We start from the raw sequence: 24,457 nt of genomic DNA, 5'->3' as shown, positions 1-24,457 counted from the left end.
AGGCGGTGAACTGCTCGCCAAGCTACGAGTGCGGGCGTCGAGGGTCAAACGTTTGATATCAAAGCGCGGTGGTCGAGTTCCGGGAGATCAGGCGGGGCGGGTCCGGGACGACGACGCGGCGCGGCGCGGCGCCGTCGATCAGCGACAGGGCCAGATCCACGGCCTCCGCGCCGAGCCTGGCCGCCGGGAGCATCACGGTGGTGAGCCGGGGAACCAGGTAGTCCGCGACAGCGTCGTCGTGGAGCGACACCACCGACATCCCGGCGGGAACCGCGACCCCGCGCTCGTGGAAGGCCGAGAGCATGCCGACGGCCACCGGGAAGGTCGCCGCCACCACCGCCGTGGGTGGCCCGGCCGCGTCGAGCAGCCGCAGCGCACCGCGGAACCCGGCACCGTGGTCGCGGCCGTCCATCTCGGTCACCACGGGTTCGAGCCCGAGCCGGGTGCACTCATGGACGAAGCCACGGCGCCTGCGCACCATCGTGTCGAGCGTGCGGGGACCGAACACCGCGCCGATCCGGCGGTGCCCCAGCTCGGCGAGGTGCCGCACCGCGAGCGCGGCGGCGTCGGAGTCGCGCAGGACCACGCTCGCCGCCACGCCCTTGACCTGCCGGTTCACCAGTACCAGCGACTCGGGCAGCCGGCGGACCAGCCTGCGGAGGGCCTGGTCCTCGATCCGCCCGGACGCGACGAGCAGGGCGTCGACCCGGCCGCGCATGACCATGTCGGTGATCGCCTCGTGCGGATCACCGGCGGCGTGCGTGCCGATCACCAGCCCGTAGCCGCGCTCGTCGGCGCGTTCCTCCACGCCGTGCGCGATCGCGGAGTACACGGGGCTGGAGAATCCGGGCAGCAGCAGCCCGAGCGCCATCATCCGCGAACTGCGCAGGCCGCGGGCCGCGTCGTTGGCCCGGTAGCCGAGTTCGAGCGCGGCGCGGCGGATCCGCTCGCGCGTGTCGGACGAGGCGTACCCGCTCGGGTCGTTGCGCAGCACCCGCGACACCAGGCTCGGGTGCACACCGGCCCGTGCCGCCACATCGGCCAGGGTGGCCCGCCGCCGCGGACCTGCTCCGCCCACTGCTCGCTCCGTAACTCGCCCGGATCACCAGCCTGGCCAGCGCGGGTTCAGATCTGCTGTTCGGTGGGGCGCACCAGCAGTTCGTTGACCGCGACGTGACGAGGGCGGGTGACGATGTATTCGACGGTGCGCGCCACGTCGTCGGCGTGCAGCCGCCGCATGCGGGCGAAGCGCTCGCGCATCGCCTCCTGGACCTCGGGCCGGTTGTGCCACGGCAGTTCGGTGTCGACGGCGCCGGGCTCGAGGAGAGCGGTCCGGATGTGCTCCGCGGTCAGCTCCCGGCGCAGCGCTTCGCCGAAGGCTCCGACGGCGTGTTTGCCCGCGCTGTAGACGCCGTTGGTCTCGCGGACCTGACGTCCCGCGGTGCTGCTCATCAGCACCAGATCGGCGACGTGCCGAGGGCCGGTGCCCGCCGCGGCCCGGAGGTGCGGAACGGCCGCGCGGGCGGTGTACATCGTGCCGAGGGTGTTGAGCTCGATCATGCGCCGCCACTCGGCGGTGTCGGCGCCGTCGAGCGGGCCGAGCAGCATGACGCCGGCGTTGGCGACGGCGATGTCGAGCCTGCCGAACCGCTCGACGGTCCGCTCGACCGCCCTCCGGACCTGGTCCTCGTCCGCGACGTCGGCGGTGACGACCAGCGCATGGCCCCCCAGGCGGGTGATGTCGCCCGCCAGCGCTTCGAGGCGGCCGGTGCGCCGGGCGACCAGCGCGACCGCCGCACCCTGGCTCGCGAGCCGTCGCGCCGTGGCGGCGCCGATACCGCTGCTCGCACCGGTGATCAGCGCCGCGGTGCCGGTGAGCCGGAATGCTTCGGCGCTGACGGTGGCGGCGACCGCGACAGGTGGTTGGTTCATGTCCCCGACGTTAGGAACCGCCGGCGGGACCCGGGAGGGTGCACCGCACCCCCGCCGCCGCCGGGAAACGTGGTTAGCGTTGTTCCCGTGGACGGTGAGAACGAATTCGGCCGCTACCTGAAGTCGCGCCGCGACGCGGTGCCGCCGGCGGTGGCCGGGTTACCCGACGACGGTGCGCGGCGGGTCCCCGGGTTGCGGCGCGACGAGGTCGCGTTGCTGGCGGGCGTGAGCACGGACTACTACACGCGACTGGAGCAGGGACGCGAACGGCACCCCTCCGAACAGGTGCTGGCCGCGATCGCGCGGGCTCTGCGCCTGGACGACGCGGCCGCCACCCACCTGTTCCGCCTCGGCATGCCGGTGCCGTCGCTGACGGCCGAGCCGGTCACCACGGTGAGCCGGGAACTGGTGACGTTGATGGACGGGATGCGGGACGTGCCGGCATTCGTGGTCGGGTCCGCACAGGATGTGCTGGCCGCCAACGGGATGGCCGACGCGCTCTACTCCGGTTTCACCCGGTTCGACAACCTGCTGCGGATGATCTTCCTGGACCCCTTCGCGCGGGAGTTCTACCGCGACTGGGACAAGGCCGCCGAGGTCGCCGTCGGCAACCTGCGTGCCTCGTCCGCCCGGTTCCCCGGCGACCGGCGGATCGAAGCGGTGCTGGGCGAGATCAGCGCCCGCAGCCCGGTGTTCGCGTCCCTGTGGGCGCGGTACGAGGTGCGGCCGCGCACGCACGAGGACAAGGTCTTCCGGCACCCGCGGATCGGCGAGCTGCGGGTGCACTACGAGGCACTGGCGGTGACGAGCTCACCCGGTCAGCACCTCTCCGTCTACACCGCCGAGCCGGGCAGTTCCGCACAGGACGCTTTCGTCCTCCTGCGCCGCCTCGCCGACGCGCGGCAAACGGCGAGCAACGCGCGGGAATCCTGAAACCGCAGAGGGAGGAACCGTGGTGAACGAACTGGCCGTCCGGGCCGGAGTGTTCGAGGTCGCGGGCAAGAAGGTGCCGCGGCTGGGATTCGGCTCGATGCGCCTGACCGGCCGCGGCGTCTGGGGCGAGCCGGCGGACCGGGACGAGTGCGTCGCGGTCGTGCGCCGGGCCGTCGAACGGGGTGTGCGGTTCATCGACACCGCCGACTCCTACGGGCCGTTCGTGGCCGAGGAGATCATCCGTGCGGCGATCCACCCCTACCCGGACGAGGTCGTGATCGCGACGAAGGCGGGTTTGACGCGCAACGGCCCGGACGTGGTCGACACCCCACGGGGGCCGAAGCGGATCGGCTCCGCGGCCTGGCCGCCACTCGGGCGGCCGGAGTACCTGCGCCAGCAGGCGTTGATGAGCTTGCGCAGACTGGGCCAGGAGCAGCTGGACCTGTTCCAGCTGCACCGCGTCGATCCTCGCGTTCCGCTGGCCGACCAGGTGGGCGAACTCGCGCAACTGCGGGAAGAGGGCAAGGTCGTCGCGATCGGGCTGTCGGAGGTGAGCGCCGCCCAGCTGGCCGAGGCGCGCGCGATCACCGAGATCGCCACGGTGCAGAACCGCTACAACGTGCTGGAGCGCGGGGCCGGGGAAGTCCTGGCCATCTGCGAGCGGGACAGTATCGGGTTCATCCCGTGGGCCCCGGTGGCGCAGGGCCGGCTGACGGCCGCCGTCCTCACGGACGTGGCACGGGAACACCGGGCCTCGGTGGCGCAGATCGCGATCGCCTGGCTGCTGGCGAGTTCCCCGGTGATGCTGCCCATCCCCGGGACGTCGCAGCTGGTTCACCTCGACGAGAACCTCGGCGCCGCGGACATCCGCCTGTCCGGCCACGACCTCACCCGCCTGTCGGGCGCGATCTCGACGGAACCGGCGCGGTAGGTGTGGGCGAGCGCGCGGAGTCAGCCCTGCCGGCGAAGGTCCAGCATGCAGAAGACCTTGTCGTAGCGACGTTCGCCGACAGCGACGAAGCCGGGCAGCCGACCGTACTCGCTGAAGCCCAGCGACCGGTAGAGGCGCAGGGCGTTGCCGTTGTCGCCGCGAGCGTCCAGAGTGAGGACCTCGATCCCGGCCCGGCGGGCGTCCGCGATCAACGCGGCGGTCAGGGACCGGCCGACGCCACGGCCCTGGGCAGCCGGGCTCACCGCGATCTTTTCCAGATCGGCGTGTGGCCGGTGGGTCGGCCGGGAGTAGCGCAGCCAGTAGCCCAGCCCGACCAGCCGACGGTCGAGGTAGGCGGCACGCAGGGCTCCATCCCCGGCCCGCACCGCGCTGATCACGTGCCCGAGAAGTTCCGCCACCTCATCGAACGGGGGTGGCCCGACCCAGCCGAGCGCGGCACCTCCGCGCACCAGGCCCGCCAGGATCTGGTGCGCGGACTCCGCGAACCGTTCGCGGAGGCCGGGATCGGAGGTCAGCTCCATCGCGTCCAGGATGACCGGCTCAACGGTCCCGCTGCCGGTCGCGTCCGTACTCATGATCGCGACCGTATCCCGCCGCCCCTGGCTCAGCCCAGCACGTGTCCCGGTGGCACGAGGACACCGCCGATTCGCCGGAGCACGTCGGCCGGGCCGTCACGCAACTCGGCGGGCAGCACGTGCTCAGGATCGGGGAGAGTGATCAGTCAAGGACCAAGAGGAGGCCCACTCGTGGAACACCCGGCGACTGCCATCGAGGTGGCGCGGCTCTGGCTGGCCGTGACACGGTCCGGCGGCGCTGCCGGCTTTCCGGCGGACGCGCCGTCGAAGCACGTCACAGCCGCTGCCGACGCGCTGCTCGCGGACGTGGGCGCCGGACACGCCCATCTGCTCGGCGAACGCACCGACGGTGTCCTCACGGGAATCGTGGTGCTGCGGCCAGGTGCGGGCGCCGTGTTCGAACACCGCGCCGAACTGAGCAAACTGATGGTCCACCCGGGCCACCAGCGCTCCGGTACGGGCAGGCGCCTCCTGGACCGGGCGATCGGCCGGGCGCGAGCGCTCGGCCTGCGCCAGCTACGGCTGTCCACCCGCGGCGGCACCCACCTGCCGGAGTACTACCGGCGGGCGGGCTGGACCGAGGTCGGCCGCTTCCCCGCCGCACTGCAGATCGCGCCGGGCGACTTCCGGGACGAGCACTGGTTCCAGTACGACCTCGGCTGAGGCCGCGCCAGCCGGATTCAGCACATCGGACAAGGGGGCACGCCCAGTACCCGTATCACCGGGAGCTCCCGGAGATCCGGGACGCCTGCCACCGTGGTCAGCACACGCTTCCACGACAGAAGGAACGAAAACCTATGGCGGGCAACCAGTTCACCACGCACGCGGACCTTTTCGACCTGAGTGGGAAGTACGCACTCGTCACCGGCGGCACCAGGGGCATCGGGATGATGATCGCGCGTGGCCTTCTGCAGGCGGGTGCCCGAGTCATCGTCAGCTCACGCAAGGCGGACACGTGCGCGGAGGCACAACGTCTGCTGTCGGAATTCGGCGACGTGCAAGCAATCCCCGCCGACCTGTCCAGGCACGACGAGTGTCAGCGTCTCGCCGATCTCGTCAAGGCCGACTCGGAACGCCTGGACATTCTCGTCAACAACGCGGGAGCGATGTGGCGCGAGCCGCTGGAGACGTTCCCGGACGAAGCCTGGGACACGGTGCTCGACCTCAACCTCAAGTCGCCGTTCTGGCTGGTGCAGGCGCTTCTCCCCGCGCTTCGCCGGGCCGGCACCGCCGATGATCCCGCGCGGATCATCAACATCGGCAGTATCGCCGCGATCCACGTCGCCGGGTCGCCCAACTACTCCTACGCCGGCAGCAAAGCGGCACTCCACCAACTCACCCGGGTGCTGGCCAGAGAACTGGGCCCCCAGCATGTCACGGTGAACGCGGTGGCCCCCGGACCGTTCCCGTCGCAGATGATGGCGTCCACGCTCGACGCCATCGGCGACACGATCGCGGCGAAGGCTCCTCTGCGCCGGCTCGGCCGTGACGACGACATGGCAGGGATCGCCGTGTTCCTCGCCGGTCGCGCCGGTTCATACCTGACGGGCACCGTCATTCCGGTGGACGGCGGCATCGCCACGACCGCATCAGGCACCTAGGCATCTGGTGGGGGTACCGGTAGAACCTCCCTCCGCCTGCGCGCGGGGCCTACGGTGAAGGGGTGGCCACGATCGATCTGCGCACTGAGATCAAGGAGTTCCTGAGCTCGCGTCGCGCGCGGATCACGCCCGAGCGGGCCGGACTGCCCGCCTACGGCGGCAACCGCCGGGTCAAAGGTCTGCGTCGCGAAGAGGTGGCCCTGCTGGCAGGCGTGTCGGTCGACTACTACGTGCGGATGGAGCGCGGCAGCCTCGCCGGCGCCTCCGACGGGGTGCTCGACGCGGTGGCCTCGGCCTTGCACCTCGACGAGGCCGAACGCGATCACCTGTTCCACCTGGCGCGGCAGTCCAGGGCGCCCGGCGGTGCACGCCGCCGCCGGGCCGCCGTGACGGTGCGTCCGGCGCTGGGGCAGGTGCTCGACGCCCTCACCGATGCGCCGGCGTGGATCTGCAACGGCCGTTATGACGTGCTGGCCATGAATCACCTCGCCCGCGCGCTGTATTCACCGGCGCTGGCCGACCCGCGACGGCCGGCCAACACCGCGCGGTTCGTGTATCTGAATCCCGAGGCGGAAACGTTCTTCGTCGACTATGACCGGATCGCCGGCGACGTGGCCGCGAAACTGCGCCTGGAAGCCGGCCGCAATCCGCACGACGAGGAGCTGGTCGCCCTGATCGGTGAACTGGCGACGAGCAGTGAACTGTTTCGGCAGCGGTGGGCATCTCGGGATGTCCGGCTTCACCGGTCCGGACGCAAGCGTGTGCACCATCCGGTAGTGGGCCGGCTCGACCTGGACGTCGAGTCGATGGATCTGCCCGCCGACCCCGGCCTGATCCTGAACGTCTACACCGCACCCGCCGACACGGCGACCGCCGACGGGCTGACCCTGCTGGCGTCGTGGGCGGCCAACCAGGAGAGCCTGGCGACCGAGAGCCGAGCACTCGGCTGATACCCCCGGCCGGAACGAGCAGCTCCGGTTTTTCACCCCGCCACGACGGTAGCGGCCGTGAGGCGACAGCTCGGTGCCTCCATCGTTCGCGAGAATCAGGTGTCTCATGACGTGCGGTTGGAGCGTGCGCTGACTGACCGGCAACGTGCATCGCCGGTCGCTGACGAACCTGATCACCTGGCCGATCACCGGAATCCTGCCCGAGCACTCCCTGCGCGTCGCCCAGCTCGCCGGACTGCTGGCCGCCGAAGAAGGCGCCGATCCAGCTCGCGCCGCCTACCTCGCGCTCTGGCACGACACCCAGGAAACCCGCACCGGCGACCTCCCCCACACCGTCAAGCCCTACCTCACCAAACCCGACCCCAACCAGATCACCGCCGACCAAACCGCCGGGCGGCCCGACGCCGCCCGCACCTCCGTCCGGAACGCCGTCGACGAGTACGAAGCCGCCTCGACCATTGAAGCCCGGTGCGCCCGCGATGCCGACAAGCTCGAGATGCTCCTCCAAGCGGTCGAGTACCGCGAGATCGGCGTCCAACGCGTCCAGGGCTGGATCGACAGCGCGCTCAAGGGCCTCACCACCGAAACCGCCCGACGCGTCGCCGAAGCAGCAGTCGCCCTGTCACCCCTCGCCTGGCGAGACCGGTAGGGCGAGCCGACCGAGAACCCGACGAGAGGACCTGCGACCACGCGGGGCAGGCTCGAAGCGTCAACAGAACCCGGTGGGAACCCGCTCCCGGTCCGGCACCCAGCCGAACTCGGCAGGCTGGCAGGTGGTTTCGAGCACCGACATCCACAGGTCACCGTCGGGGTCGACCTGGTTGCGCCGGCTCGTCATCAGTGAGAACGGAACGTGCACGAACCGGCGCCGCCAGCGGGCGACAGCGGCTTCGGTACGGCCGGCCATGGCGGCGTGCACCGCGGCGTGGGCCAGCCGCAGGCAATAGACACTGTCATAGGCGTTGGCCGCGACGCTGCGAACCGCGTAGCTCGGGTCGATGTAACGCATCGTGGGAGCAAGACCGGCCGCGGTCAGGTGGGCCGAAATGCTCTCCTTGAGCAACTCCCCGATGTTGCCGAGTTTGAGGTTGCCCGACGCGTCGGTGCCGCGCCCGTTGAGCTGGGGCAGGCCGTGCCGGTCGAAGAGGTCCTGCCCCGCCCCCTCGGCGACCACGATGACCACGAAGCCCTTGGCTCGCACATGGTTCTCGATGTGGGCCAGCAGTCCGTCCGGCCCGTCGAGCGCGAACGGGACCTCGGGGATCAGGACGATGTCGGCGGCGTTGGCGGCCAACGCCGCGTAGCTGGCGATGAACCCGGAGTGCCGTCCCATCAGCTTCACGATCCCGACGCCGTTCGGGCTGGCGGAAGCTTCCACGGCGACCGCGGAAATGAAGTCGGTGGCCCGCGCGAACGCGCTCTGGAACCCGAACGACTGGTCGGTGAAGGGCAGATCGTTGTCGATCGTCTTCGGCACCCCGATGACCGCGATGTCCAGACCACGGGCCCGGATCGCCTCGCTGAGGAACGTCGCGGCGCGCATCCCCCCGTCGCCACCGATGACGAACATGATGTCGATACCGCGCATGACGAGAGTGTCGACCATTTCGTCCGCATCCTGTCCGCCGCGTGAGCTGCCCAGGATCGTGCCGCCGACGTTGTGGATTTCGCGGACACGCTCGGGCGTCAGTTCGACGGCGGTGTCGCGGTTTTCGGCCGTCAGTCCCTGGAGACCGTTGCGAAAGCCCAGGATCCGCTTGACCTGGTAGTGCACGGCGAGCTCCTGGACGAGACCGCGGATGACGTTGTTGAGACCGGGACACAGCCCACCGCAGGTGACGATACCGGCGGTGACGCGCGCCGGGTCGAAGTAGATCTTGCGGCGCGGTCCGGCGGCTTCGAAGCTCGGCGCCTGGACCGAGGGGAGACTGTGTTCGGCGAGCATCGAAACGGTGTCCTCGAGCAGCACCCGGTCGCCTTCCGCGACGTAGTGCGGAGAGGTCTGTTTCGTGGAAAGCATCTCGGAGAACGGCGAATCGTAACGGCACTCGCCGAGCCGGCGAACGCGGAGGCTGTCCAGGTGCAACGTCACCGAATCTCCTTGGTCGTGGTGGTGTGCGCGGTTCCCGCTCGGGCGGGACTGCCGCTATCCGGAAATCTTGTCGAAGGTGGTGTGCGTGATGTGGCGGATCTCCCCCCTGGAGATCAGGAGCGATTCGGCGATCGTCGTGCCATCGGATTCCCGTGGCCGCCCGGCGAGCGGGCCTCCGCTGACACCGGTGGCGACGAAGAAGGCATCGCCGCCCACGAGCTCGTCACAGTCGTAGACGCGGTCGAGGGACATGCCGGCCGCGCGGATGGCCTCCGCCTCCTCCGGGCGCTGGGGCGCCAGGCGGCCCAGCATTCCACCCCCCAGCGCGCGGACAGCCGCGGCGGTCATCACTCCCTCCGGCGTGCCGCCGACCCCGATGAGCAGGTCGACGTCGAGTGTCGGCAGGAGCACCGCCAGGCTCCCCCCGACATCGCCACCCGCCGGTGTCTGCACGGCCGCGCCCGCCCGCGCCACCCGTGCGATCAGCTCCTTGTGCCGCGGCTTGTCCATGATGACGACGCGGAGTTCACCGACCTGCTTGCCGAGCGCCTGGGCGACCTTGGCCAGGGTGCGCTCGGGCGGGTCGTCGAGGTCGATGACGTCCTTCGCGCGCGGGGGCACCACGATCTTGTCCATGTAGAACCCGGGCCCCGGCGACCAGAAGGATCCCGGTGCGCCGAACGCGATCGTGGCCAGCGCCCCCGGCAGGTCCCTGGCGCAGAACGAGGTTCCCTCGAGGGGATCGACGGCGATGTCGAAGTCCGGCCCGTTTCCGGTGCCCACGACTTCACCGTTGAACAGCATCGGGGCGTCGTCCTTCTCCCCCTCCCCGATGACGACCGTTCCCCGCCCCGGCGCGCCGGCCAGTGCCTCCCGCATGGCCGCGGTGGCCGCCGCGTCGGCGGCCTTCTGGTCGTGCCTGCCCACCCAGGCGTAGCTGGCCACCGCCGCGGCGCGGGTGGCGGCCAGCGCCACCGCCTCCAGGGTGTGGATGTCGCCGCCGGTTCGCGTGGCGGTCTCGTTCTGGCGCTGCATCTCGAGCTCCTGTTCTTGTCCGTCGCATCAGGACGCTCTTGCGGCGCCTGGACTCGTCTGGCCTCTGGCGGTCACTCGAGATTCGCGTGCAGGCGCCACAGTTCGCGGGCCTGGCTCCCACCGGACTTCCACAGCGCGTGGAACAGCGCGTCGGTGATCAGCAGGACGGACTGTTCGAACAGGCTGCCCGCGTACTGGATGGAGGTGTTGCCGTCGAAGTCCTGCTTGTCCGCGGCCGGGACGATCAGCACCTCGGTCGCGATCTTGGCCAGCGGCGAGTCGGCTGCCGTGGTCAGCGCGATCACGTCCGCGCCCTGGTCACGAGCGGTCTGCGCGGCACGCACCACGCGGCCCGTCGACCCGGAGCCCGATGCCGCCACCAGGACGTCACGCGCACCGATCGCCGGCGCGGTCACCTCACCGACGACGTGCGTGCGGAGTCCGAGGTGCATGAACCGCATCGCGGCCATCTGCAGGGCGAGCCCGCTGCGCCCGGTGCCGATGGTGAACACCGTCGGTGCCTCGAGCAGCAACGCCCCCGCCCGCATCCAGGCGGGCGAATGCACGCCGGCCCGTACCTTGTCCACCTCCTCGACAACAGCGCGCGTCGCGTCCAGGAAATGGTTGGCATCAAGTTTCTTCGAAATCGACTTCGTCACCGAAATCTTCCTCCACTCGTGGGGGCGGACGGCATTTCACCGGCCGGTCGCACTGCAACGGACACGGGCGAACTGCTCAGAAAATGATTGCCCACCCGCGCGGTGACCAGCAAGGTACTCAGACATTGGGAAACGCTATCCCGCAATCACCAGAACGAATGCTGATCGGGACCGGTGCGGGTCGGCGAGACTGCGCAGGGGGCGGCCCCGGCGGTTCGCCGGGGCCGCCCGGGTGCGGACGGCGCTGCCGTCCGCGGGCGGGCATCAACCCTGCTGCACGGAGCGCACGCTCCGCCGGGCCGCGTCGACGACGGCCTCGGTGGTGATGCCGAACTGGGTGAACAGGGTCTTGAAATCCGCCGACGCACCGAAGTGCTCCAGCGAGACGATTTCGCCGGCGTCTCCGGCGAACCGGTGCCACGGCTGCGCCGTGCCCGCTTCGACGACCACCCGGGCACGCACCGACGGCGGCAGCACGCGATCGCGGTAGGACTGCTCCTGCCGGTCGAACCACTCCACGCACGGCATCGACACCACCCGGGTGGCCACCCCTTCGGCTTCGAGAACCTTCCTGGCCTCCACCGCCAGCTGGACCTCGGAACCGGTGCCGACGAGCACGACCTGCGGACTGCCCGAGGACGCCTCGGCGAGCACGTACCCACCGCGGGCCACTCCCTCGGCGGAAGTGCCTTCCAGGGTCGGCACGTTCTGCCGGGTGAGCGCCAGCCCGGCCGGACCGCTGGTGTCCTCCAGCACCGCCTTCCAGGCGTGCGCGGTCTCGTTCGCGTCGGCCGGGCGCACCACGGACAGGCCGGGGATGGCGCGCAGCGAGGCCAGCTGCTCGACGGGCTGGTGGGTCGGTCCGTCCTCACCGAGGCCGATCGAGTCGTGCGTCCACACGTACACGGTCGGCAGCTGCATCAGCGCGGCCAGGCGCACCGCCGGGCGCATGTAGTCGCTGAAGATGAGGAACGTGCCGCCGTAGGGACGGGTCCCGCCGTGCAACGCGATACCGTTGAGGATCGAGCCCATCGCGTGCTCGCGGATCCCGAAGTGCAGGGTGCGCCCGTAGGGCTGGGCGGTCCAGGTGCTCGTGGAGATCCCGGCGGGGCCGAAGGAGTCGGCGCCCTTGATCGTGGTGTTGTTGCTCTCGGCCAGGTCGGCCGACCCGCCCCAGAGCTCGGGCAGCACCTCGCCGAGCTTGGCCAGCACGGCGGCGGACGCCTTCCGGGTGGCCACACCCTGGCCGTCGGTCTCCCAGGACGGCAGGTCATCGGCCCAGCCCGCGGGCAGCTCGCGGGCGGCCAGGCGGTCCAGCAGCGCCTTGCGCTCCGGGTTGGCCTGTGCCCACGCGTCGAACTCGACCTGCCACTTCTCCCGGTCGGCCCGCCCGCGTTCGGCCACCTCGCGGGCGTGGCGCAGGACCTCGTCGTCGACCTGGAAACTCCGCTCCGGGTCGAACCCGACGGCCCGCTTGACCGCGGCGAGCTCCTCGGCACCCAGCGCGGCGCCGTGCACCTTGCCGGAGTTCATCTTGGTCGGTGCCGGGTAACCGATCACGGTGCGCAGCACGATCAGGGTCGGGCGCGTGGTCTCCGCCCTGGCCTGCTCGACCGCCTCCAGGAACCCGGCCACGTCCTCGCCGCCGTGCACCGTGAGGACGTGCCAGCCGTAGGATTCGTAGCGCTTCGCGGTGTCCTCCGTCAGCGCGATGCGGGTGTCGTCCTCGATGGAGATCTCGTTGCTGTCGTAGATCACCGTGAGGTTGCCGAGCTGCTGGGTTCCGGCCAGCGACGACGCCTCGGACGTGACACCCTCTTCGATGTCGCCGTCCGAGGCGATCACGTAGATCTGGTGGTCGAACACGCTCTTGCCCTGTTCGGCGTCCGGATCGAACAGGCCACGCTCGCGGCGGGCCGCCATCGCCATCCCGACGGCGTTCGCCAGGCCCTGGCCGAGCGGGCCGGTGGTCGTCTCCACGCCCTCGGTGTGCCCGTACTCCGGGTGCCCCGGCGTCAGCGAACCCCACTTGCGCAGGGACCTCAGGTCCTCGACCTCCAGACCGTAGCCGGAGAGGAACAGCTGGATGTAGAGGGTGAGGCTCGAGTGCCCGGCGGACAGGACGAACCGGTCCCGCCCGATCCACCGCGAATCGGCGGGGTCGTGCCGCATGACGCGCTGGAACAACGCGTAGGCGACGGGCGCGAGACTCATGGCCGTGCCGGGATGCCCGCTCCCGCAGTGCTCGACCGCGTCGGCGGCCAGCACGCGTGCGGTGTCCACCGCGCGCCGGTCCAGCTCGGTCCAGTCCGCGGGAAGTCGCTCGGTCGTCAAGCGGACAACCTGGTCAGTTGATGCGGAAATCGATTCCTTTGCTGCCATGAACGCGCACTCCTGATGGTTTCGGTCCTTCGCGAATTTCCGCCGCCGCGGTCAGCGCACCGAGGACGCCGATTCTTCGTTTTCGCCTGGGGTGGCCGGGTGTCAGCGGGTGGCGCGTTTTTTGAGTTCGGCGGCGGCGGCGCCGGGGTCCGGCGCGTTGTAGATCGCGCCACCGGCCACGGCGACCTTCGCGCCCGCTTCGCGCACCGAGGCGATGGTGTCGACCTTGATCCCGCCCGCGATCGAGAACGGCACCCCGGCCTCACGACCGTCCTGCAGCAACGTGGCGATGCTGTAACCAGGACGGGCCTGCTCGTCCAGACCCGCATGAATCTCCACGAACGACACCCCCAGCTTCGCCACCTCACGAATCCGCGCCACCCGGCCCTCCACCACCGTGATCATGTCCGCGACCACGTCCTTGCCGTACTTACGGCCCGCCGCGACCGCACCCCGCACCGTGTCATCATCAGCAGCCCCCATCACCGTCACCAGATCCGCACCAGCCTCGAACGCCAGCGTCGCCTCCAGCTCACCCGCATCCGCGGTCTTGAGATCCACGAACACCAACTTGTCCGGATGCGCCGCCTTGATCGCGCTCACCGCACCGATACCCGCCGACTTCACCAACGGCGTCCCTGAGCTTGTCCCCGTTCGCCGGACACGTTGGGTGTGGCGTCAGCGATCGTGGTGTGGCGAAGGCCGCTGGGGGTTGCGGGCTTCAAACTCGGCGGGACTGAGCATTCCGTTGCCGGAGTGTCGCCGTTCCGGATTGTACCAGCATTCTATCCATTCGAAGATCGCGGAGGCAAGCTCGTCGCGGGTCGCCCATGCTTTTGTGTCGAGCACTTCGAGTTGGAGAGTTCCCCAGAAGGATTCCATCATGGAATTGTCGTAACAATCGCCCACGCTGCCCATGGAGGGTAGGATTCCGGCGGCACGGAGCCGTTGCCCGAACGCCCAGGCTGTGAATTGCGATCCGTGGTCGGAGTGCAGGACGGTGTTGCCGGATTCGGGTTTGCGGCGGAGGGTGGCCATGCCCAGTGCGTCGATCACCAGCTCGGTGCGCATGTGATTGTCGATGGACCATCCGATGATGCGCCGGGAATAGGCGTCCATGACAGCGGCGCAATATACTTTTCCTTCCTTCGTGGGATGTTCAGTGATGTCTGTCAGCCACAGGAGGTTCGGGCTCTCGACGGTGAACTTGCGGTTGACCAGGTCTTCGGCGGGTTCTTCGGCTGAGTTGCGGACGGTGCAGCCTCGGCGTCGACGTCGGTAGAGGCCCTGGATGCCGGCCTCGCGCATGAGCCGGGCCACCCGCTTGTGGTTGACGTTCACGCCCATTCCGAGCACAAGTTCAGCGTGCACGCGGGGCCACCCATAAGTGCCGCGGGATTCGGCGTGGATTGCCTCGATGTGTTTGAGTAACAATTTATTGTCCTGCTCCCTGGACGAGGGCGGGCGGTCGCGCCAGTCGTAATAGCCCGACCGCGACACCTTCAGTACCCGACAGGCCACCGCGACGTCGAAACCGTCGGCGGCGAGTTCGCGGACCAGCGGGTAGGTTACTTTGGGAGGACGTTCTCCCGTGCGAAGTACGCAGCAGCGCGCTTGAGAATCTCATTTTCCATCTCGAGCTGGCGGGTTTTCTTTCGCAGCTCGGCCAGTTCTTTCTTCTCCGCGCTCGTCAAACGACTCGCTGAGCCGTTCTCATCGGCATCGGCCTGGGCCATCCAGTTCCTCAGGCACGACTCGCTGATCCCCAGTTCTTTGGCCAGCTCGGCCACCGGTTTGGAGCCCTGACGGGCCAACTCGACGGCACGACGACGAAACTCAGGTGGGTGTGGTGCAGGCACCGAGACATCCTTCCTGGTGACCCAAGGCCACCTCAGGGCAGGTGTCCGAGCTGCGGGGACAAGTTCATCCCCAACTCCAAAATATCCACATGCTCCGACACCTGATCCGCCAACGTCAACGCCGCCGGCAAATCCAGCACATCCAACGCCACCTGCAACTGCACAACAAACTCCTCACACATCCGAAACCGAAAAAACCAGTCCCACCACCATCACCCACCCACCCAAAACCCGGCAACACCCCACCACATCCAAAAACACAATCCCCCAATGCACACAACAAATAACCACCCGCTGCCCCCGGCTGCTTTACGCTCGGGTCGTGTCGAATCAGCCGATGATCGCTCCGTCCATCCTCTCCGCCGACTTCGCCCGGCTCGCCGACGAAGTGGCCGCCGTGCGAGGAGGGCCAGGCCGTGGTGCGGACTGGCTGCACGTGGATGTCATGGACGCGCATTTCGTGCCGAACCTGACCCTGGGGCTGCCGGTCGTGCGGTCGCTGCTGGCAACCACCGACCTACCACTGGACTGTCACCTGATGATCGAGAACCCCGATCGCTGGGCGATCGGCTACGCGGAAGCGGGTGCCTACAACGTCACCGTGCACGTGGAAGCCGCGGGCGATCCGATCATGCTCGCGAAGGACCTGCGGGCCGCGGGAGCGAAGGCGGGGCTGGCGATCAAACCGGGCACACCTCTGGAGCCCTACGTCGACGTGCTCAAGCACTACGACACCCTGCTGGTGATGTCGGTGGAGCCCGGGTTCGGGGGCCAGAAGTTCATCGCCGACGTCCTCGGCAAGGTGCGCACGGCGAGGACGATGGTCGACACCGGCCACCTGGATCTGGTCGTGGAGATCGACGGCGGCATCAACTCCGACACGATCGAGCAGGCGGCCGAGGCCGGCGTCGACTGCTTCGTGGCCGGTTCGGCCGTGTACGCCGCGCAGGACCCGGCGCGTGCCGTGGAGGGGCTGCGCAGTCAGGTGGAGGGGCTTTCCACCCGCCACCAAGGGTGACGGGCCGTGGTGGCGCCGGGGCACGGGACGCTCCCGTGCCCCGGCGGGCGCTCACACGCCGAGCATGCGCCGGAGATCGGGGGCGTGCCGCCGCGAAACGGGAACGAACTCGTGGGAACGGGAATCCATGATCAGGAAGAGCTCACCCTTGATGCCCCGCTCCAGTTCCGCCACGCGGCGAAGGTTGACCAGGAACCGCCGGTGCACCCGGCGGAACCCGTAGGGCGTCAGCGATCGCTCGACGTTGTCCAGGCCGCGGGTCGCGGCTTGGATCCGCCCTCGTTCGGTGATCAGCCAGACGATGTTCCGGTCCGCCTCGGCGTACCGGATCTCCGACGGGGCGAGCAGGACCAGCCGCTCGTTGCGCATCCCGATGATGCGGCGGGGCAGCGAACCGACCGCGTCCGGTGAATTGCTCTGGTACGCCTCGCCCTCCTGCACCCCGAACGCGCACAACATGCCGACCACGTGGTTCGAGTCGATCACCGGTCGCATGGTCAGCGGGGTGGCGTCCTCCTCCGGGCACACCGGCAGCCGCGCGTACCCGCTCCACTGCGCGTTCTCCTGCGCCCGGTCCTTGGCCCACCGCACCACCTCGGACAGCCCCGAGATGTCCGGGATCCAGCGCTGCGCGGGTTCGCTCGCACCCGTGAGGATGGGCGTTTCGCCGCCCATGCGGAGCAGCGTGACGGCCGCTTCGTTCGCGGCTATCACGTTTCCCCCGCGGTCCATCGCCATGAACGGACCACTGGTCTGGCCGCACTTCCGGTTGAACTCGGAGATCACCTTGTCGGCCTCGTAGATGGCGCGACGGTAGATCTCCTGCCCGACGCAGGCGACCGCCTTCGTCAGCCACGCCGGCACGAACTCCGACAACGACGCGTTCCAGCGGGAGATGTTGATCGAGGCGACCGGCGAGCCGGTGACCACGTCGCGGATGGAGATCCCGGCGCAGGCCCACTGGTGGAACGCTTCGCACCAGTGCTCCGGCCCCGTCACGGTCACCGGGCCGGACACCTCGAGCGAGGTGCCCATCCCGTTCGTGCCGGTGCACTCCTCCGACCAGGACGACCACGGAGCGAGGTTGTGCAGCTCGGCGCGCCGCTGCGCGGTGGGGTCGCCCCACGCGCCGAGGACGCGCCCGTCGCCGTCCGTCACGGTGACGACGGCGCCGTCCCGCTCCACCTCCCGGCCCGCCAGCGCACCGAGGCCACCGAGCGCCGTGAAGATGACGTCGTTGTCGACGCGCTGTCCGTCGCCCCGCGCTCCCGGCGCGACGTCCAGTGTCCGGTCCACCTCGTACCGGTCCCGGCACCGGTACCACGAAGCCAGGATCTCGGGCCGGACGCCCGTCTCCACGTCGTCGCCCGCGGCGAACCTTTCCCAAGCGCGAGCTACTTCTCTCGCCGATGAGGTAGTCACCAGAGAGCTCTGGCCACGTCCGCTGGGTCGGCTCGGTGCGATCGCCAGCGGCGGCACTGTCCCGGTCATCGCGACCTCCTTGTCGCCTGGCGCGCCGGGGCATGCGGCCGCCCCGGCGGTGACAGAAGTTACAAAGTAACCCGAGGCCGCGCGGCATTTCAAGACATGTTCGTGCCGCTGCGCACACTCGTCGTAGAATAACCCGATCAGACCGTTGACATCCGGACATCGGTGCCAACCGTCACCCGGTGCGGCGAAAGATCGTTGCCCGCCAAGCGGTTCACGATCATCGCGCGGAGGTGGGGCGACCGCTGGTGGGCGGATCGCCGCCGGTAATCGACGCCGCACGACCGTTCGTAAGTCCTGCGCCCGCAGTCATCCCACCCTGCTTGCCCTCGGGTCGACGAAGAGTTTAGCTTGCGTCGGGCGGGTCACGTGACGTGTACCGTCCGCGCTGGCCCCAGACCAAAGGCGGTCTTCTATGGCACACGAACGCCGGATCGAGCAGACCTCCCGCAGCCGCGGCGAGGCAACGGTGTACGGCGCGTGGGAGCGGTTCGTGAAGGGCGAGGACGACCTCCGTGGCGTCCGGCCCGAGATAGCGATCTCCTGGCACCGCTGCCGGGACCAGTACCGCGTCGACCCGTGCCTCGCCGAAGCCCCGGTGGCCGTCGCCGAAGTCGACCACGCGCTGGAGCACGACGTGGTGTTCGCCGAACTCGGCTTCCGCGCCGCCTCGCTGACCCACGAGGTCAGCGCCGTCGGCGGCATCGTGACGATCACCGACGCCACCGGACGGGTACTGGCCCAGTGGGGTGACCAGGCGACGCGCGCCGTCGCCGCCGACGCCAACCTGGCGCCGTGGTACTGCTGGTCCGAAGGCGCCACCGGGACGAACGGCATGGGCACCGCGCTGATGTCCTACACCCCCGTGGTGATCCGCGGTGCCGAACACTGGTGCCAGGCCTTCCACGAATGGAGCTGCGCCGGCGTGGCGATCCGGGACGTGGTGACCAGGGAGCCGGTCGCGGTACTCAACATCTCGTGCTGGCGCGGCGAGCTCCCCGGGGCCGCGGGAGCCTGGCTCGCCAACGCCGCGACGATGACCCAGCGCATCCTGCGCCGGCGTGCCCAGGACGACGGCGCCGAACTGATGGCCGCCTTCAACCACGCCAGGTCGCGCTCCAGCGCTCCGCTCGCGGCCGTGGACGCCGCGGGCCGGGTGGTGCTCGCCGACGACACGGCCGGAGTGCTCCTCGGTATTCCGGGTTCGACCCCGGCACCCGAGCCCGCGGTGCGGTGGAAACCGGAACTGCCGGAATTCATCCAGGCCGCGAAGTACGCCGCCAAGCAGGCGACGCGCAACCCCGGCTGGCTCGGCTCGACGCAGATCTTCACCCGGCTCGCCAACGAACCGACGTCGATCAGTTTCCGGCCCGTGTTCCTGTCCGGGCACCTGATCGGCAACCTCGTCGCGTTCGGAGTGTCCGAAGGGGATCCGCTGCCCCGAACGGGTGGCGACAACCCGCTGCGGGCACAACCGCACCGCATGGTCGCGACGCGCGACAACCGCATGGTCCTGCTGCGGCTCCCCGAGGTCGCCGTCGCGCAGTCGGACGGCAACGACGTGTGGCTGTCCACCGACCAGGGACGGTTGCGATCGGCCTCGCCGGGTCTGGACAAGCTCGAAACCGAGCTGGGCGATTCCGGTTTCCTGCGGGTGCACCGCCAGTACGTGGTGAACCTCAGCCGCATTCGCGAGGTCGAGCGCCGCTTCAAGGGTGAACTGTTCCTGGTCATGGACGACCAGGAGAAGACGATGGTGCCGGTCTCGCGGCGGAACGCACCGGCAGTGCGCCGGGCGCTGGAAATCTGACCCGCCCCCTCCGGAGCCGAACCGGCGGAACCGGCCTCGTGGGACGACGCGGGGCTGTTCAGCCACGGTACCGGTGCACGTCACACACGCAGTACATGAGACGGCAACTGAAGCACGCGGGCTTGTCGACGCACGTGATGCACGGTCCACAGTGCACCGGTTCGGTGTGCCGCGCGACCTCGTCCGGCCCGTATGCCTCCCCGCAGTACAGGCACGGCAGGTGCTCGTGTTGCTTGTCCTGGCGGGGCACCGACGACTGGTTCACTCACATCACCTTCGTCTCCGTCGCTGTGTTTCCCCTGGCATGCCTGAAAAAAGTACCAGGGTGGGAGCGGAAATCCCACCAGCGGCGGGACTTCGCGCTCCCGCTCTCCTCTTCCGGGTAACGCGAAGCACCCGCCCGGTGACCGGGCTGTCGACGGGACAGCTGATCACCGGGCGGGTGCGGGGAACCCGTCAGCGCCACCTCAGTGGCGCCTCCCCGTCACAGGGAGAACGTGACCACCGCGGCACCGTGACCCTGACCGGACAGGCCGGGGACGATGCCCTCGAGCCAGCCACCCCAGCCGACCGGCACCGTGATGTACTGCTTGCCGTCGACGACGTAGGTGCTCGGGCTGCTGTGGTGACCGCTGCCGCACTGGAAGCTCCAGAGCTTCTCGCCGGTCTCGGCGTGCAGCGCCAGGAACTCGCCCTCGGGCGTGCCGGCGAACACCACGTTCCCCGCGGTGCTCAGGGTCGAGGCGGCCATCGGCATGTTGTTCAGCCGGTAGCGCCACTTCTCCTCACCGTGGGAATCGAACGCGCTGACCGACCCGGCCATGTTGTCGATGTCGACTTCGACGGCGGCGCCCCAGTAGGGCATGCCCTCCTTGAACTCGCGGCGACGCCGGGTGGCGGTGGCGCCCACGTCGGCCACCGGAACGTAGAACAGGTCGTGCTCCGGGTTGTACGACGCGTGGGTCCATTCCTTCGCACCGGCGGGGCCGGGGAAGAAGTGGCAGGGCTCGCCTTCCTTGTCCGGGTACTTGCGCGGCATCACCTTGCCGTCGCGGGTGATCACACCCCAGTCGATCCGGTCGACGAACGGCGTGACGTGCTGCAGCTCGCCGTTGGTCCGGTCGAGGACGAACATGTACCCGTTCTTGTCGAAGTGGGCCAGCAGCTTCTTGCCGTCCCGCTCGAACAGGGTCATCTCCATGGTGGAGTCGTAGTCCCACAGGTCGTGCGGGGTGAACTGGTAGTGCCACTTGATCTCGCCGGTGTCGACGTCCACCGCGACCACGCTGTCGGTGTAGAGGTTGTCGCCCTCCCGCACCTCGCCGTCGAAGTCCGGCGCCGGGTTCCCGGTGCCCGCGTAGTAGAGGTTCAGCTCCGGGTCGTAGGTTCCGGTGACCCAGTGGTTCGCGCCACCGCGCTGCCAGGCCTCACCGTCGGCGGGCCAGGTCTCCGAGCCGGGCTCGCCCGGCTTCGGCACGGTGTAGGTGCGCCAGCGCTGCTCGCCGGTCTCCAGGTCCCAGCAGTCGATGTGGCCGCGGACGCCGTACTCGCCACCGGCGGAACCGGTGATGAGCGTGTCCTTGATGACCAGCGGGGCGATCGACGCGCTCTCACCCGCGCGTACGTCACCGATGGTCTTCTGCCAGATCTTCCGGCCGTTGGTGGCGTCCAGCGCCACCAGCTGGGCGTTCTGGGTCACCATGTAGACCTTGCCGTTGGCCACCGCGCAGCCGCGGTTGACGTTGGCGCAGCACAGGGTCACGTCGAACGGGATCGCGTGCTTGTAGCGCCACAGCTGCTCGCCGGTCTTGGCGTCGAGCGCCCACAGCCAGCCGTCCCAGCCGGTGACGAACATGACGCCGTCCACGACCAGCGGGCAGGCTTCGAAGGCGTAGGTCGAGGTGGAGGCGATCAGACCGGTCGCGCTCGCCTGGTGGATCCAGGCGACCTTCAGGTTCTTGACGTTGTCGGCGTTGATCTGGTCGAGCAGACTGTGCCGCTTGCCGTCGTAGTCGCCGTAATAGGTGATCCAGTTGTGCGATTCGCTGCGCGCCTGGAGGATACGCTCGTAGTTGATGCCGCGCGTCACGTCCGGGGCGCTGTGCGGGAGGTTGGAGAGCCGGCTGTGGTTGAAGGCTTCACCGGCGTCAACGTATTCCACGGTCATGGTTGGTCTTCCCCTTCTACGGCCGCGGCTGGGCGGGTCGGTCGAGCTTGGCTTCCGGCGGCACTTCACCGGTCACGACGATGGCGGCGGTCAGGCCCCTGCCCTCGTCGTTGCCGGCGGGCGAGCCGTACCAGTAGCAGCCGGGACCGTCCAGTTCGATCGTGGCGCGGCCCTTCGAGTGGTTCAGCAGGCCGATGAACTGCCGGTCGCCGTTGCTGGGCAGCAGGCAGGCGTGGGTGTTCTTGTCGTCGTTGATGATCGTCAGTTCGACCTTGCCGCCATGCGGCAGGATCAGCACCGCCGGCTCCCACTGCATCGCGTCCTCCGGAATCCGGATGGTCGCTTCCATGGTCCCGTCCGCCCGCTCGGTCGCCTTGCCGATTGAGCCGGTCCCGAGCACGGCACCGATGGTCGCCCTGTTCTGTCCGCCGAGCTCGGCCAGGAGATCCTCGCGATCCTGGATAGCCGTCATCGGACTTCACCTCCTCGTCAGAAAAAATGAACTTCCTGCCAGATTTCGCGGAAACCCGAGTGCTGTTTTCCTTGCCCTGTAACGAGTTTGGACGTTACACCCCGGCAAGCGGTTTCGAAACACCTCGCCACCGACCAGCCCGGTCCCGCCGTTCCCCCGGCACGAGGTACCGTTCGTCAACCTCGCGCGCGCCCGTTGGCCACGACGCCCAAGCATCCGAAAACCGTTGACACAGCGAAAATAGCTGGCGCTCCATCGGCATACTTGCTTACCCGCCAAGGCTTTTGATGCGAGGGTCAGCGCCGGTCGAACCGGCCGAGCTCCATGACCTTCACCCAGGCGGAGACGAAGTCCCGGACGAACTTCTCGCCCGCGTCCGCGCTCGCGTAGACCTCCGAAAGCGCCCTCAGCTCGGAGTTCGAACCGAAGAGGAGGTCGACCCGGCTGGCGACCCACTTCACCTCGCCGGTGCCCCGGTCCCGGCCCTCGTAGGTCGTCGTCCAGATGTGGCCGCCCCGCCTCGGCACCCACTGCGTCGCCATGTCCAGCAGGTTGACGAAGAAGTCGTTCGTCAACGTCCCCGGTGCCGAGGTCAGCACACCCGACGGGGACCGCCGGAAGTTGGCTCCGAGCACCCGCAGCCCGCCGAGCAGCACGGTCATCTCGGGCGCGGTCAGGGTCAGCAGACTCGCCCGGTCGACCAGCAGGTGCTCCGGCGGCATCCGGAAGCCGTTGCCCAGGTAGTTCCGGAAGCCGTCCGCGACGGGCTGCAACGAGCCGAACCACTCGACGTCGGTCCATTCCTGGGTCGCGTCGGTGCGCCCGGGGCGGAACGGAACACCGACCTCGTGGCCGGCGGCGGCCGCGGCGTGTTCCACCGCGGCACACCCGCCGAGCACGATCAGGTCGGCCATCGAGATCCGTTTGTCCCCCTGCTGTGCGGCGTTGAACCGCTTCTGGATCGCCTCCAGCGCGGGCAGCACGACGCCGAGCTGCTCGGGTTCGTTGACCGGCCAGCCGCGCTGCGGTTCGAGCCGGATCCGCGCCCCGTTGGCCCCGCCACGCTTGTCGCTGTCGCGGTACGTCGAAGCCGACGCCCACGCCGTGGCGACGAGCTGTGCGACCGTCAGGCCCGATTCGAGTATCTCGCGCTTGAGTGCGGCGACGTCGTCCCCGTCCACGAGTTCGTGGTCGCGTTCGGGCACCGGGTCCTGCCAGATCAGCCGTTCGGCCGGGACGAGCGGGCCGAGGTAACGCTCGATCGGGCCCATGTCGAGGTGGGTCAGCTTGAACCAGGCCCGCGCGAAGGCGTCCTCGAACTGGTCCGGGTGCTCCAGGAACCGCCGCGCGATCGCGTCGTAGCGCCGGTCCTCCTGCAACGACAGGTCGGTGGTGAGCATGACCGGGTGGTGTTTCACGTCCGGCTCGAAGGGGTCGGGCACGGTGCCTTCGCCCTGGCCGTCGCTCGGGATCCACTGCCACAGTCCGGCCGGGCTGAGCTCGACGTCCCACTTGTACTCGTACAGCGTTTCGAAGAACGTGTGGTCCCACCGGACGGGGGTGCGTGTCCACATGCCTTCCAGCCCACTGGTGACCGTGTCCCTCGCGTTGCCCGCGCCCTGCCCGCCGAGCCAGCCCAGGCCCTGCGCGGTGAGCGGCGCTGCCTCGGGCTCGGGGCCGCCGGTCAGGTTCGGGTCCGCCACGCCGTGGGTCTTGCCGAAAGTGTGACCACCCCCGATGAGCGCCACCGTTTCCTCGTCGTCGAGCCCCATCCGCTTGAAGGTCTCGCGGATGTCGCGGGCCGCGAGCACCGGGTCGGGGTTGGTGGCCGGGCCCTGCGGGTCGACGTAGATCAGCCCCATCTCGGTGGCCGCCAGCGGCTCGTCGAGCTCGCGCAGGCCGCTGTACCGGTCCTCGGCCAGCCACTTGCTCTCCGGGCCCCAGTACGTCTCGTCGGGCTCCCACACGTCCGTGCGGCCGCCACCGAACCCGAAGGTCCGGAAACCCATCGACTCCAGTGCCCGGTTGCCCGCGAAGACCATCAGGTCCGCCCAGGAGATCCGGCGGCCGTACTTCTGTTTCACCGGCCAGAGCAACCGGCGGGCCTTGTCCAGGTTGCGGTTGTCCGGCCAGCTGTTCAACGGGGCGAACCGTTGCATCCCGGCACTGGCACCGCCTCGCCCGTCGAAGACCCGGTAGGTCCCCGCGGCGTGCCAGGCCATGCGCAGCACCAGGGGGCCGTAGTGCCCGAAGTCGGCGGGCCACCAGTCCTGCGAAGTCGTCAGCACCTCGTCGACGTCACGCGCCAGTTCCTCGAGATCCACCGTCTTGAACTGTTCGGCGTAGTCGAAGTCCGCGCCGAGCGGGTCGCCCGCGGGCGGGTTCCGGCGCAATGCCGCCAGATCGACCCGCTCCGGCCACCAGTCGTTGACCTTGCCACCCGCCCGCCGAGCCGAAGGCGTCCCACCCAGGACCTTGTCGTAGGTGCGGTAGACGTGGGTATCGGGATTCTCGGGCATGGTGTCCTCCCAG

Annotated in this window: 24 protein-coding genes; 8 read left to right on the top strand and 16 right to left on the bottom strand. The window is 69.3% G+C overall.

From position 1 onward, the window contains the following. Positions 1-58: 58 nt before the first annotated feature. A complete protein-coding gene (locus HNR02_RS20295; protein ID WP_179774712.1) occupies positions 59-1,078 on the bottom strand; it encodes a LacI family DNA-binding transcriptional regulator in 1,020 nt (339 codons plus the stop codon). Positions 1,079-1,125: 47 nt separating this feature from the next. Further along, complete coding sequence (locus HNR02_RS20290) at positions 1,126-1,932, bottom strand: SDR family NAD(P)-dependent oxidoreductase (protein WP_179774711.1); 807 nt, start codon at positions 1,930-1,932, stop codon at positions 1,126-1,128. An 87-nt stretch (positions 1,933-2,019) separates the two neighbouring features. Between HNR02_RS20290 and HNR02_RS20285 the strand changes: the two genes are divergently transcribed. Beyond that, positions 2,020-2,865 carry a helix-turn-helix domain-containing protein gene (locus HNR02_RS20285; protein ID WP_179774710.1) on the top strand — a complete coding sequence of 282 codons (846 nt, stop codon included), beginning with the start codon at positions 2,020-2,022 and terminating at the stop codon, positions 2,863-2,865. 19 nt (positions 2,866-2,884) lie between these two features. Continuing rightward, positions 2,885-3,796, top strand: coding sequence for an aldo/keto reductase (locus HNR02_RS20280; protein WP_312861065.1), 912 nt, complete (start codon positions 2,885-2,887; stop codon positions 3,794-3,796). Positions 3,797-3,816: 20 nt separating this feature from the next. Here HNR02_RS20280 and HNR02_RS20275 read toward each other — a convergent pair whose 3' ends face one another. After that, entirely contained in the window at positions 3,817-4,392 is a 576-nt protein-coding gene (locus HNR02_RS20275) for a GNAT family N-acetyltransferase (RefSeq protein ID WP_179774709.1), read from the bottom strand. Positions 4,393-4,563: 171 nt separating this feature from the next. On the opposite strand from HNR02_RS20275, the gene HNR02_RS35545 reads away from it, so the two are divergent. The 4 genes from HNR02_RS35545 to HNR02_RS20255 all read left to right on the top strand — a co-directional run bounded on the left by HNR02_RS35545 (position 4,564) and on the right by HNR02_RS20255 (position 7,592). After that, on the top strand, positions 4,564-5,055 hold the full coding sequence (locus tag HNR02_RS35545; RefSeq protein ID WP_179774708.1) for a GNAT family N-acetyltransferase: 492 nt from the start codon (positions 4,564-4,566) through the stop codon (positions 5,053-5,055). A gap of 134 nt (positions 5,056-5,189) precedes the next feature. Further along, entirely contained in the window at positions 5,190-5,993 is an 804-nt protein-coding gene (locus tag HNR02_RS20265; RefSeq protein ID WP_179774707.1) for an SDR family oxidoreductase, read from the top strand. 62 nt (positions 5,994-6,055) lie between these two features. Continuing rightward, positions 6,056-6,943, top strand: a complete 888-nt coding sequence (locus tag HNR02_RS20260; protein WP_179774706.1) for a helix-turn-helix transcriptional regulator — start codon at positions 6,056-6,058, stop codon at positions 6,941-6,943. A gap of 145 nt (positions 6,944-7,088) precedes the next feature. Continuing rightward, the gene (locus HNR02_RS20255) at positions 7,089-7,592 is read left to right on the top strand and encodes an HD domain-containing protein (RefSeq protein WP_312861064.1); all 504 of its coding nucleotides are present in this window, start codon (positions 7,089-7,091) and stop codon (positions 7,590-7,592) included. Positions 7,593-7,652: 60 nt separating this feature from the next. On the opposite strand, the gene HNR02_RS20250 is transcribed toward HNR02_RS20255, so the two are convergent. The 8 genes from HNR02_RS20250 to HNR02_RS20215 form a co-directional block, all read right to left on the bottom strand. Further along, positions 7,653-9,035: an ATP-dependent 6-phosphofructokinase gene (locus HNR02_RS20250; protein WP_179774705.1), complete on the bottom strand. Its 1,383-nt coding sequence runs from the start codon at positions 9,033-9,035 to the stop codon at positions 7,653-7,655. 54 nt (positions 9,036-9,089) lie between these two features. Further along, a complete protein-coding gene (locus HNR02_RS20245) occupies positions 9,090-10,070 on the bottom strand; it encodes a fructose-bisphosphatase class II family protein (RefSeq protein ID WP_179774704.1) in 981 nt (326 codons plus the stop codon). 71 nt (positions 10,071-10,141) lie between these two features. Further along, the gene (gene hxlB, locus HNR02_RS20240; RefSeq protein ID WP_179774703.1) at positions 10,142-10,729 is read right to left on the bottom strand and encodes a 6-phospho-3-hexuloisomerase; all 588 of its coding nucleotides are present in this window, start codon (positions 10,727-10,729) and stop codon (positions 10,142-10,144) included. A gap of 264 nt (positions 10,730-10,993) precedes the next feature. Continuing rightward, positions 10,994-13,111, bottom strand: coding sequence for a transketolase (gene tkt, locus HNR02_RS20235; RefSeq protein WP_218903008.1), 2,118 nt, complete (start codon positions 13,109-13,111; stop codon positions 10,994-10,996). A gap of 102 nt (positions 13,112-13,213) precedes the next feature. Beyond that, complete coding sequence (locus HNR02_RS20230; RefSeq protein ID WP_312861063.1) at positions 13,214-13,738, bottom strand: orotidine 5'-phosphate decarboxylase / HUMPS family protein; 525 nt, start codon at positions 13,736-13,738, stop codon at positions 13,214-13,216. 51 nt (positions 13,739-13,789) lie between these two features. Then, positions 13,790-14,671, bottom strand: coding sequence for an IS3 family transposase (locus tag HNR02_RS20225; RefSeq protein ID WP_179776025.1), 882 nt, complete (start codon positions 14,669-14,671; stop codon positions 13,790-13,792). 8 nt (positions 14,672-14,679) lie between these two features. After that, the gene (locus HNR02_RS20220) at positions 14,680-14,970 is read right to left on the bottom strand and encodes a transposase (protein ID WP_179774700.1); all 291 of its coding nucleotides are present in this window, start codon (positions 14,968-14,970) and stop codon (positions 14,680-14,682) included. 32 nt (positions 14,971-15,002) lie between these two features. Continuing rightward, positions 15,003-15,134, bottom strand: a complete 132-nt coding sequence (locus tag HNR02_RS20215) for an orotidine 5'-phosphate decarboxylase / HUMPS family protein (protein WP_246338604.1) — start codon at positions 15,132-15,134, stop codon at positions 15,003-15,005. A gap of 173 nt (positions 15,135-15,307) precedes the next feature. Between HNR02_RS20215 and rpe the strand changes: the two genes are divergently transcribed. Then, positions 15,308-15,988, top strand: a complete 681-nt coding sequence (gene rpe, locus HNR02_RS20210) for a ribulose-phosphate 3-epimerase (RefSeq protein ID WP_179776024.1) — start codon at positions 15,308-15,310, stop codon at positions 15,986-15,988. 51 nt (positions 15,989-16,039) lie between these two features. Here the strand turns inward: rpe and HNR02_RS20205 are convergent, their stop codons facing one another. Beyond that, positions 16,040-17,479 (bottom strand): DNA-binding protein, encoded by a 1,440-nt coding sequence (locus HNR02_RS20205; RefSeq protein WP_179774699.1) that lies wholly within the window; start codon positions 17,477-17,479, stop codon positions 16,040-16,042. Between the two features lie 412 nt (positions 17,480-17,891). Here HNR02_RS20205 and HNR02_RS20200 point away from each other — a divergent pair, with 412 nt between their 5' ends. After that, positions 17,892-19,286, top strand: a complete 1,395-nt coding sequence (locus tag HNR02_RS20200; protein ID WP_179774698.1) for a DNA-binding protein — start codon at positions 17,892-17,894, stop codon at positions 19,284-19,286. 58 nt (positions 19,287-19,344) lie between these two features. Here the strand turns inward: HNR02_RS20200 and HNR02_RS20195 are convergent, their stop codons facing one another. The 4 genes from HNR02_RS20195 to katG form a co-directional block, all read right to left on the bottom strand. Further along, positions 19,345-19,551, bottom strand: a complete 207-nt coding sequence (locus HNR02_RS20195; protein WP_179774697.1) for a recombination activating protein 1 — start codon at positions 19,549-19,551, stop codon at positions 19,345-19,347. Between the two features lie 219 nt (positions 19,552-19,770). Next, complete coding sequence (locus HNR02_RS20190) at positions 19,771-21,453, bottom strand: PQQ-dependent dehydrogenase, methanol/ethanol family (RefSeq protein WP_179774696.1); 1,683 nt, start codon at positions 21,451-21,453, stop codon at positions 19,771-19,773. A gap of 16 nt (positions 21,454-21,469) precedes the next feature. Beyond that, positions 21,470-21,925 (bottom strand): MSMEG_3727 family PQQ-associated protein, encoded by a 456-nt coding sequence (locus tag HNR02_RS20185; protein WP_179774695.1) that lies wholly within the window; start codon positions 21,923-21,925, stop codon positions 21,470-21,472. 296 nt (positions 21,926-22,221) lie between these two features. Continuing rightward, positions 22,222-24,444 (bottom strand): catalase/peroxidase HPI, encoded by a 2,223-nt coding sequence (katG, locus tag HNR02_RS20180; RefSeq protein ID WP_179774694.1) that lies wholly within the window; start codon positions 24,442-24,444, stop codon positions 22,222-22,224. Positions 24,445-24,457 lie beyond the last annotated feature (13 nt).

The sequence above is a fragment of the Amycolatopsis endophytica genome (genome assembly GCF_013410405.1).
Classification (GTDB): Bacteria; Actinomycetota; Actinomycetes; order Mycobacteriales; family Pseudonocardiaceae; genus Amycolatopsis_E; species Amycolatopsis_E endophytica.
The sequence above is the reverse complement of the archived record's forward strand: the minus strand, read 5'-3'. Positions and strand labels throughout refer to the sequence as shown.

What these genes read in the sequence shown, in the direction of transcription:
- HNR02_RS20290 (WP_179774711.1), bottom strand. Translation starts at nt 1,932, where the DNA reads ATGAACCAACCACCTGTCGCGGTCGCCGCCACCGTCAGCGCCGAAGCA.
- HNR02_RS20245 (WP_179774704.1), bottom strand. Translation starts at nt 10,070, where the DNA reads ATGCAGCGCCAGAACGAGACCGCCACGCGAACCGGCGGCGACATCCAC.
- HNR02_RS20200 (WP_179774698.1), top strand. Translation starts at nt 17,892, where the DNA reads ATGGCACACGAACGCCGGATCGAGCAGACCTCCCGCAGCCGCGGCGAG.
- HNR02_RS20275 (WP_179774709.1), bottom strand. Translation starts at nt 4,392, where the DNA reads ATGAGTACGGACGCGACCGGCAGCGGGACCGTTGAGCCGGTCATCCTG.
- rpe (WP_179776024.1), top strand. Translation starts at nt 15,308, where the DNA reads ATGATCGCTCCGTCCATCCTCTCCGCCGACTTCGCCCGGCTCGCCGAC.
- tkt (WP_218903008.1), bottom strand. Translation starts at nt 13,111, where the DNA reads ATGGCAGCAAAGGAATCGATTTCCGCATCAACTGACCAGGTTGTCCGC.
- HNR02_RS20190 (WP_179774696.1), bottom strand. Translation starts at nt 21,453, where the DNA reads ATGACCGTGGAATACGTTGACGCCGGTGAAGCCTTCAACCACAGCCGG.
- HNR02_RS20185 (WP_179774695.1), bottom strand. Translation starts at nt 21,925, where the DNA reads ATGACGGCTATCCAGGATCGCGAGGATCTCCTGGCCGAGCTCGGCGGA.
- katG (WP_179774694.1), bottom strand. Translation starts at nt 24,444, where the DNA reads ATGCCCGAGAATCCCGATACCCACGTCTACCGCACCTACGACAAGGTC.
- HNR02_RS20265 (WP_179774707.1), top strand. Translation starts at nt 5,190, where the DNA reads ATGGCGGGCAACCAGTTCACCACGCACGCGGACCTTTTCGACCTGAGT.
- HNR02_RS20205 (WP_179774699.1), bottom strand. Translation starts at nt 17,479, where the DNA reads ATGACCGGGACAGTGCCGCCGCTGGCGATCGCACCGAGCCGACCCAGC.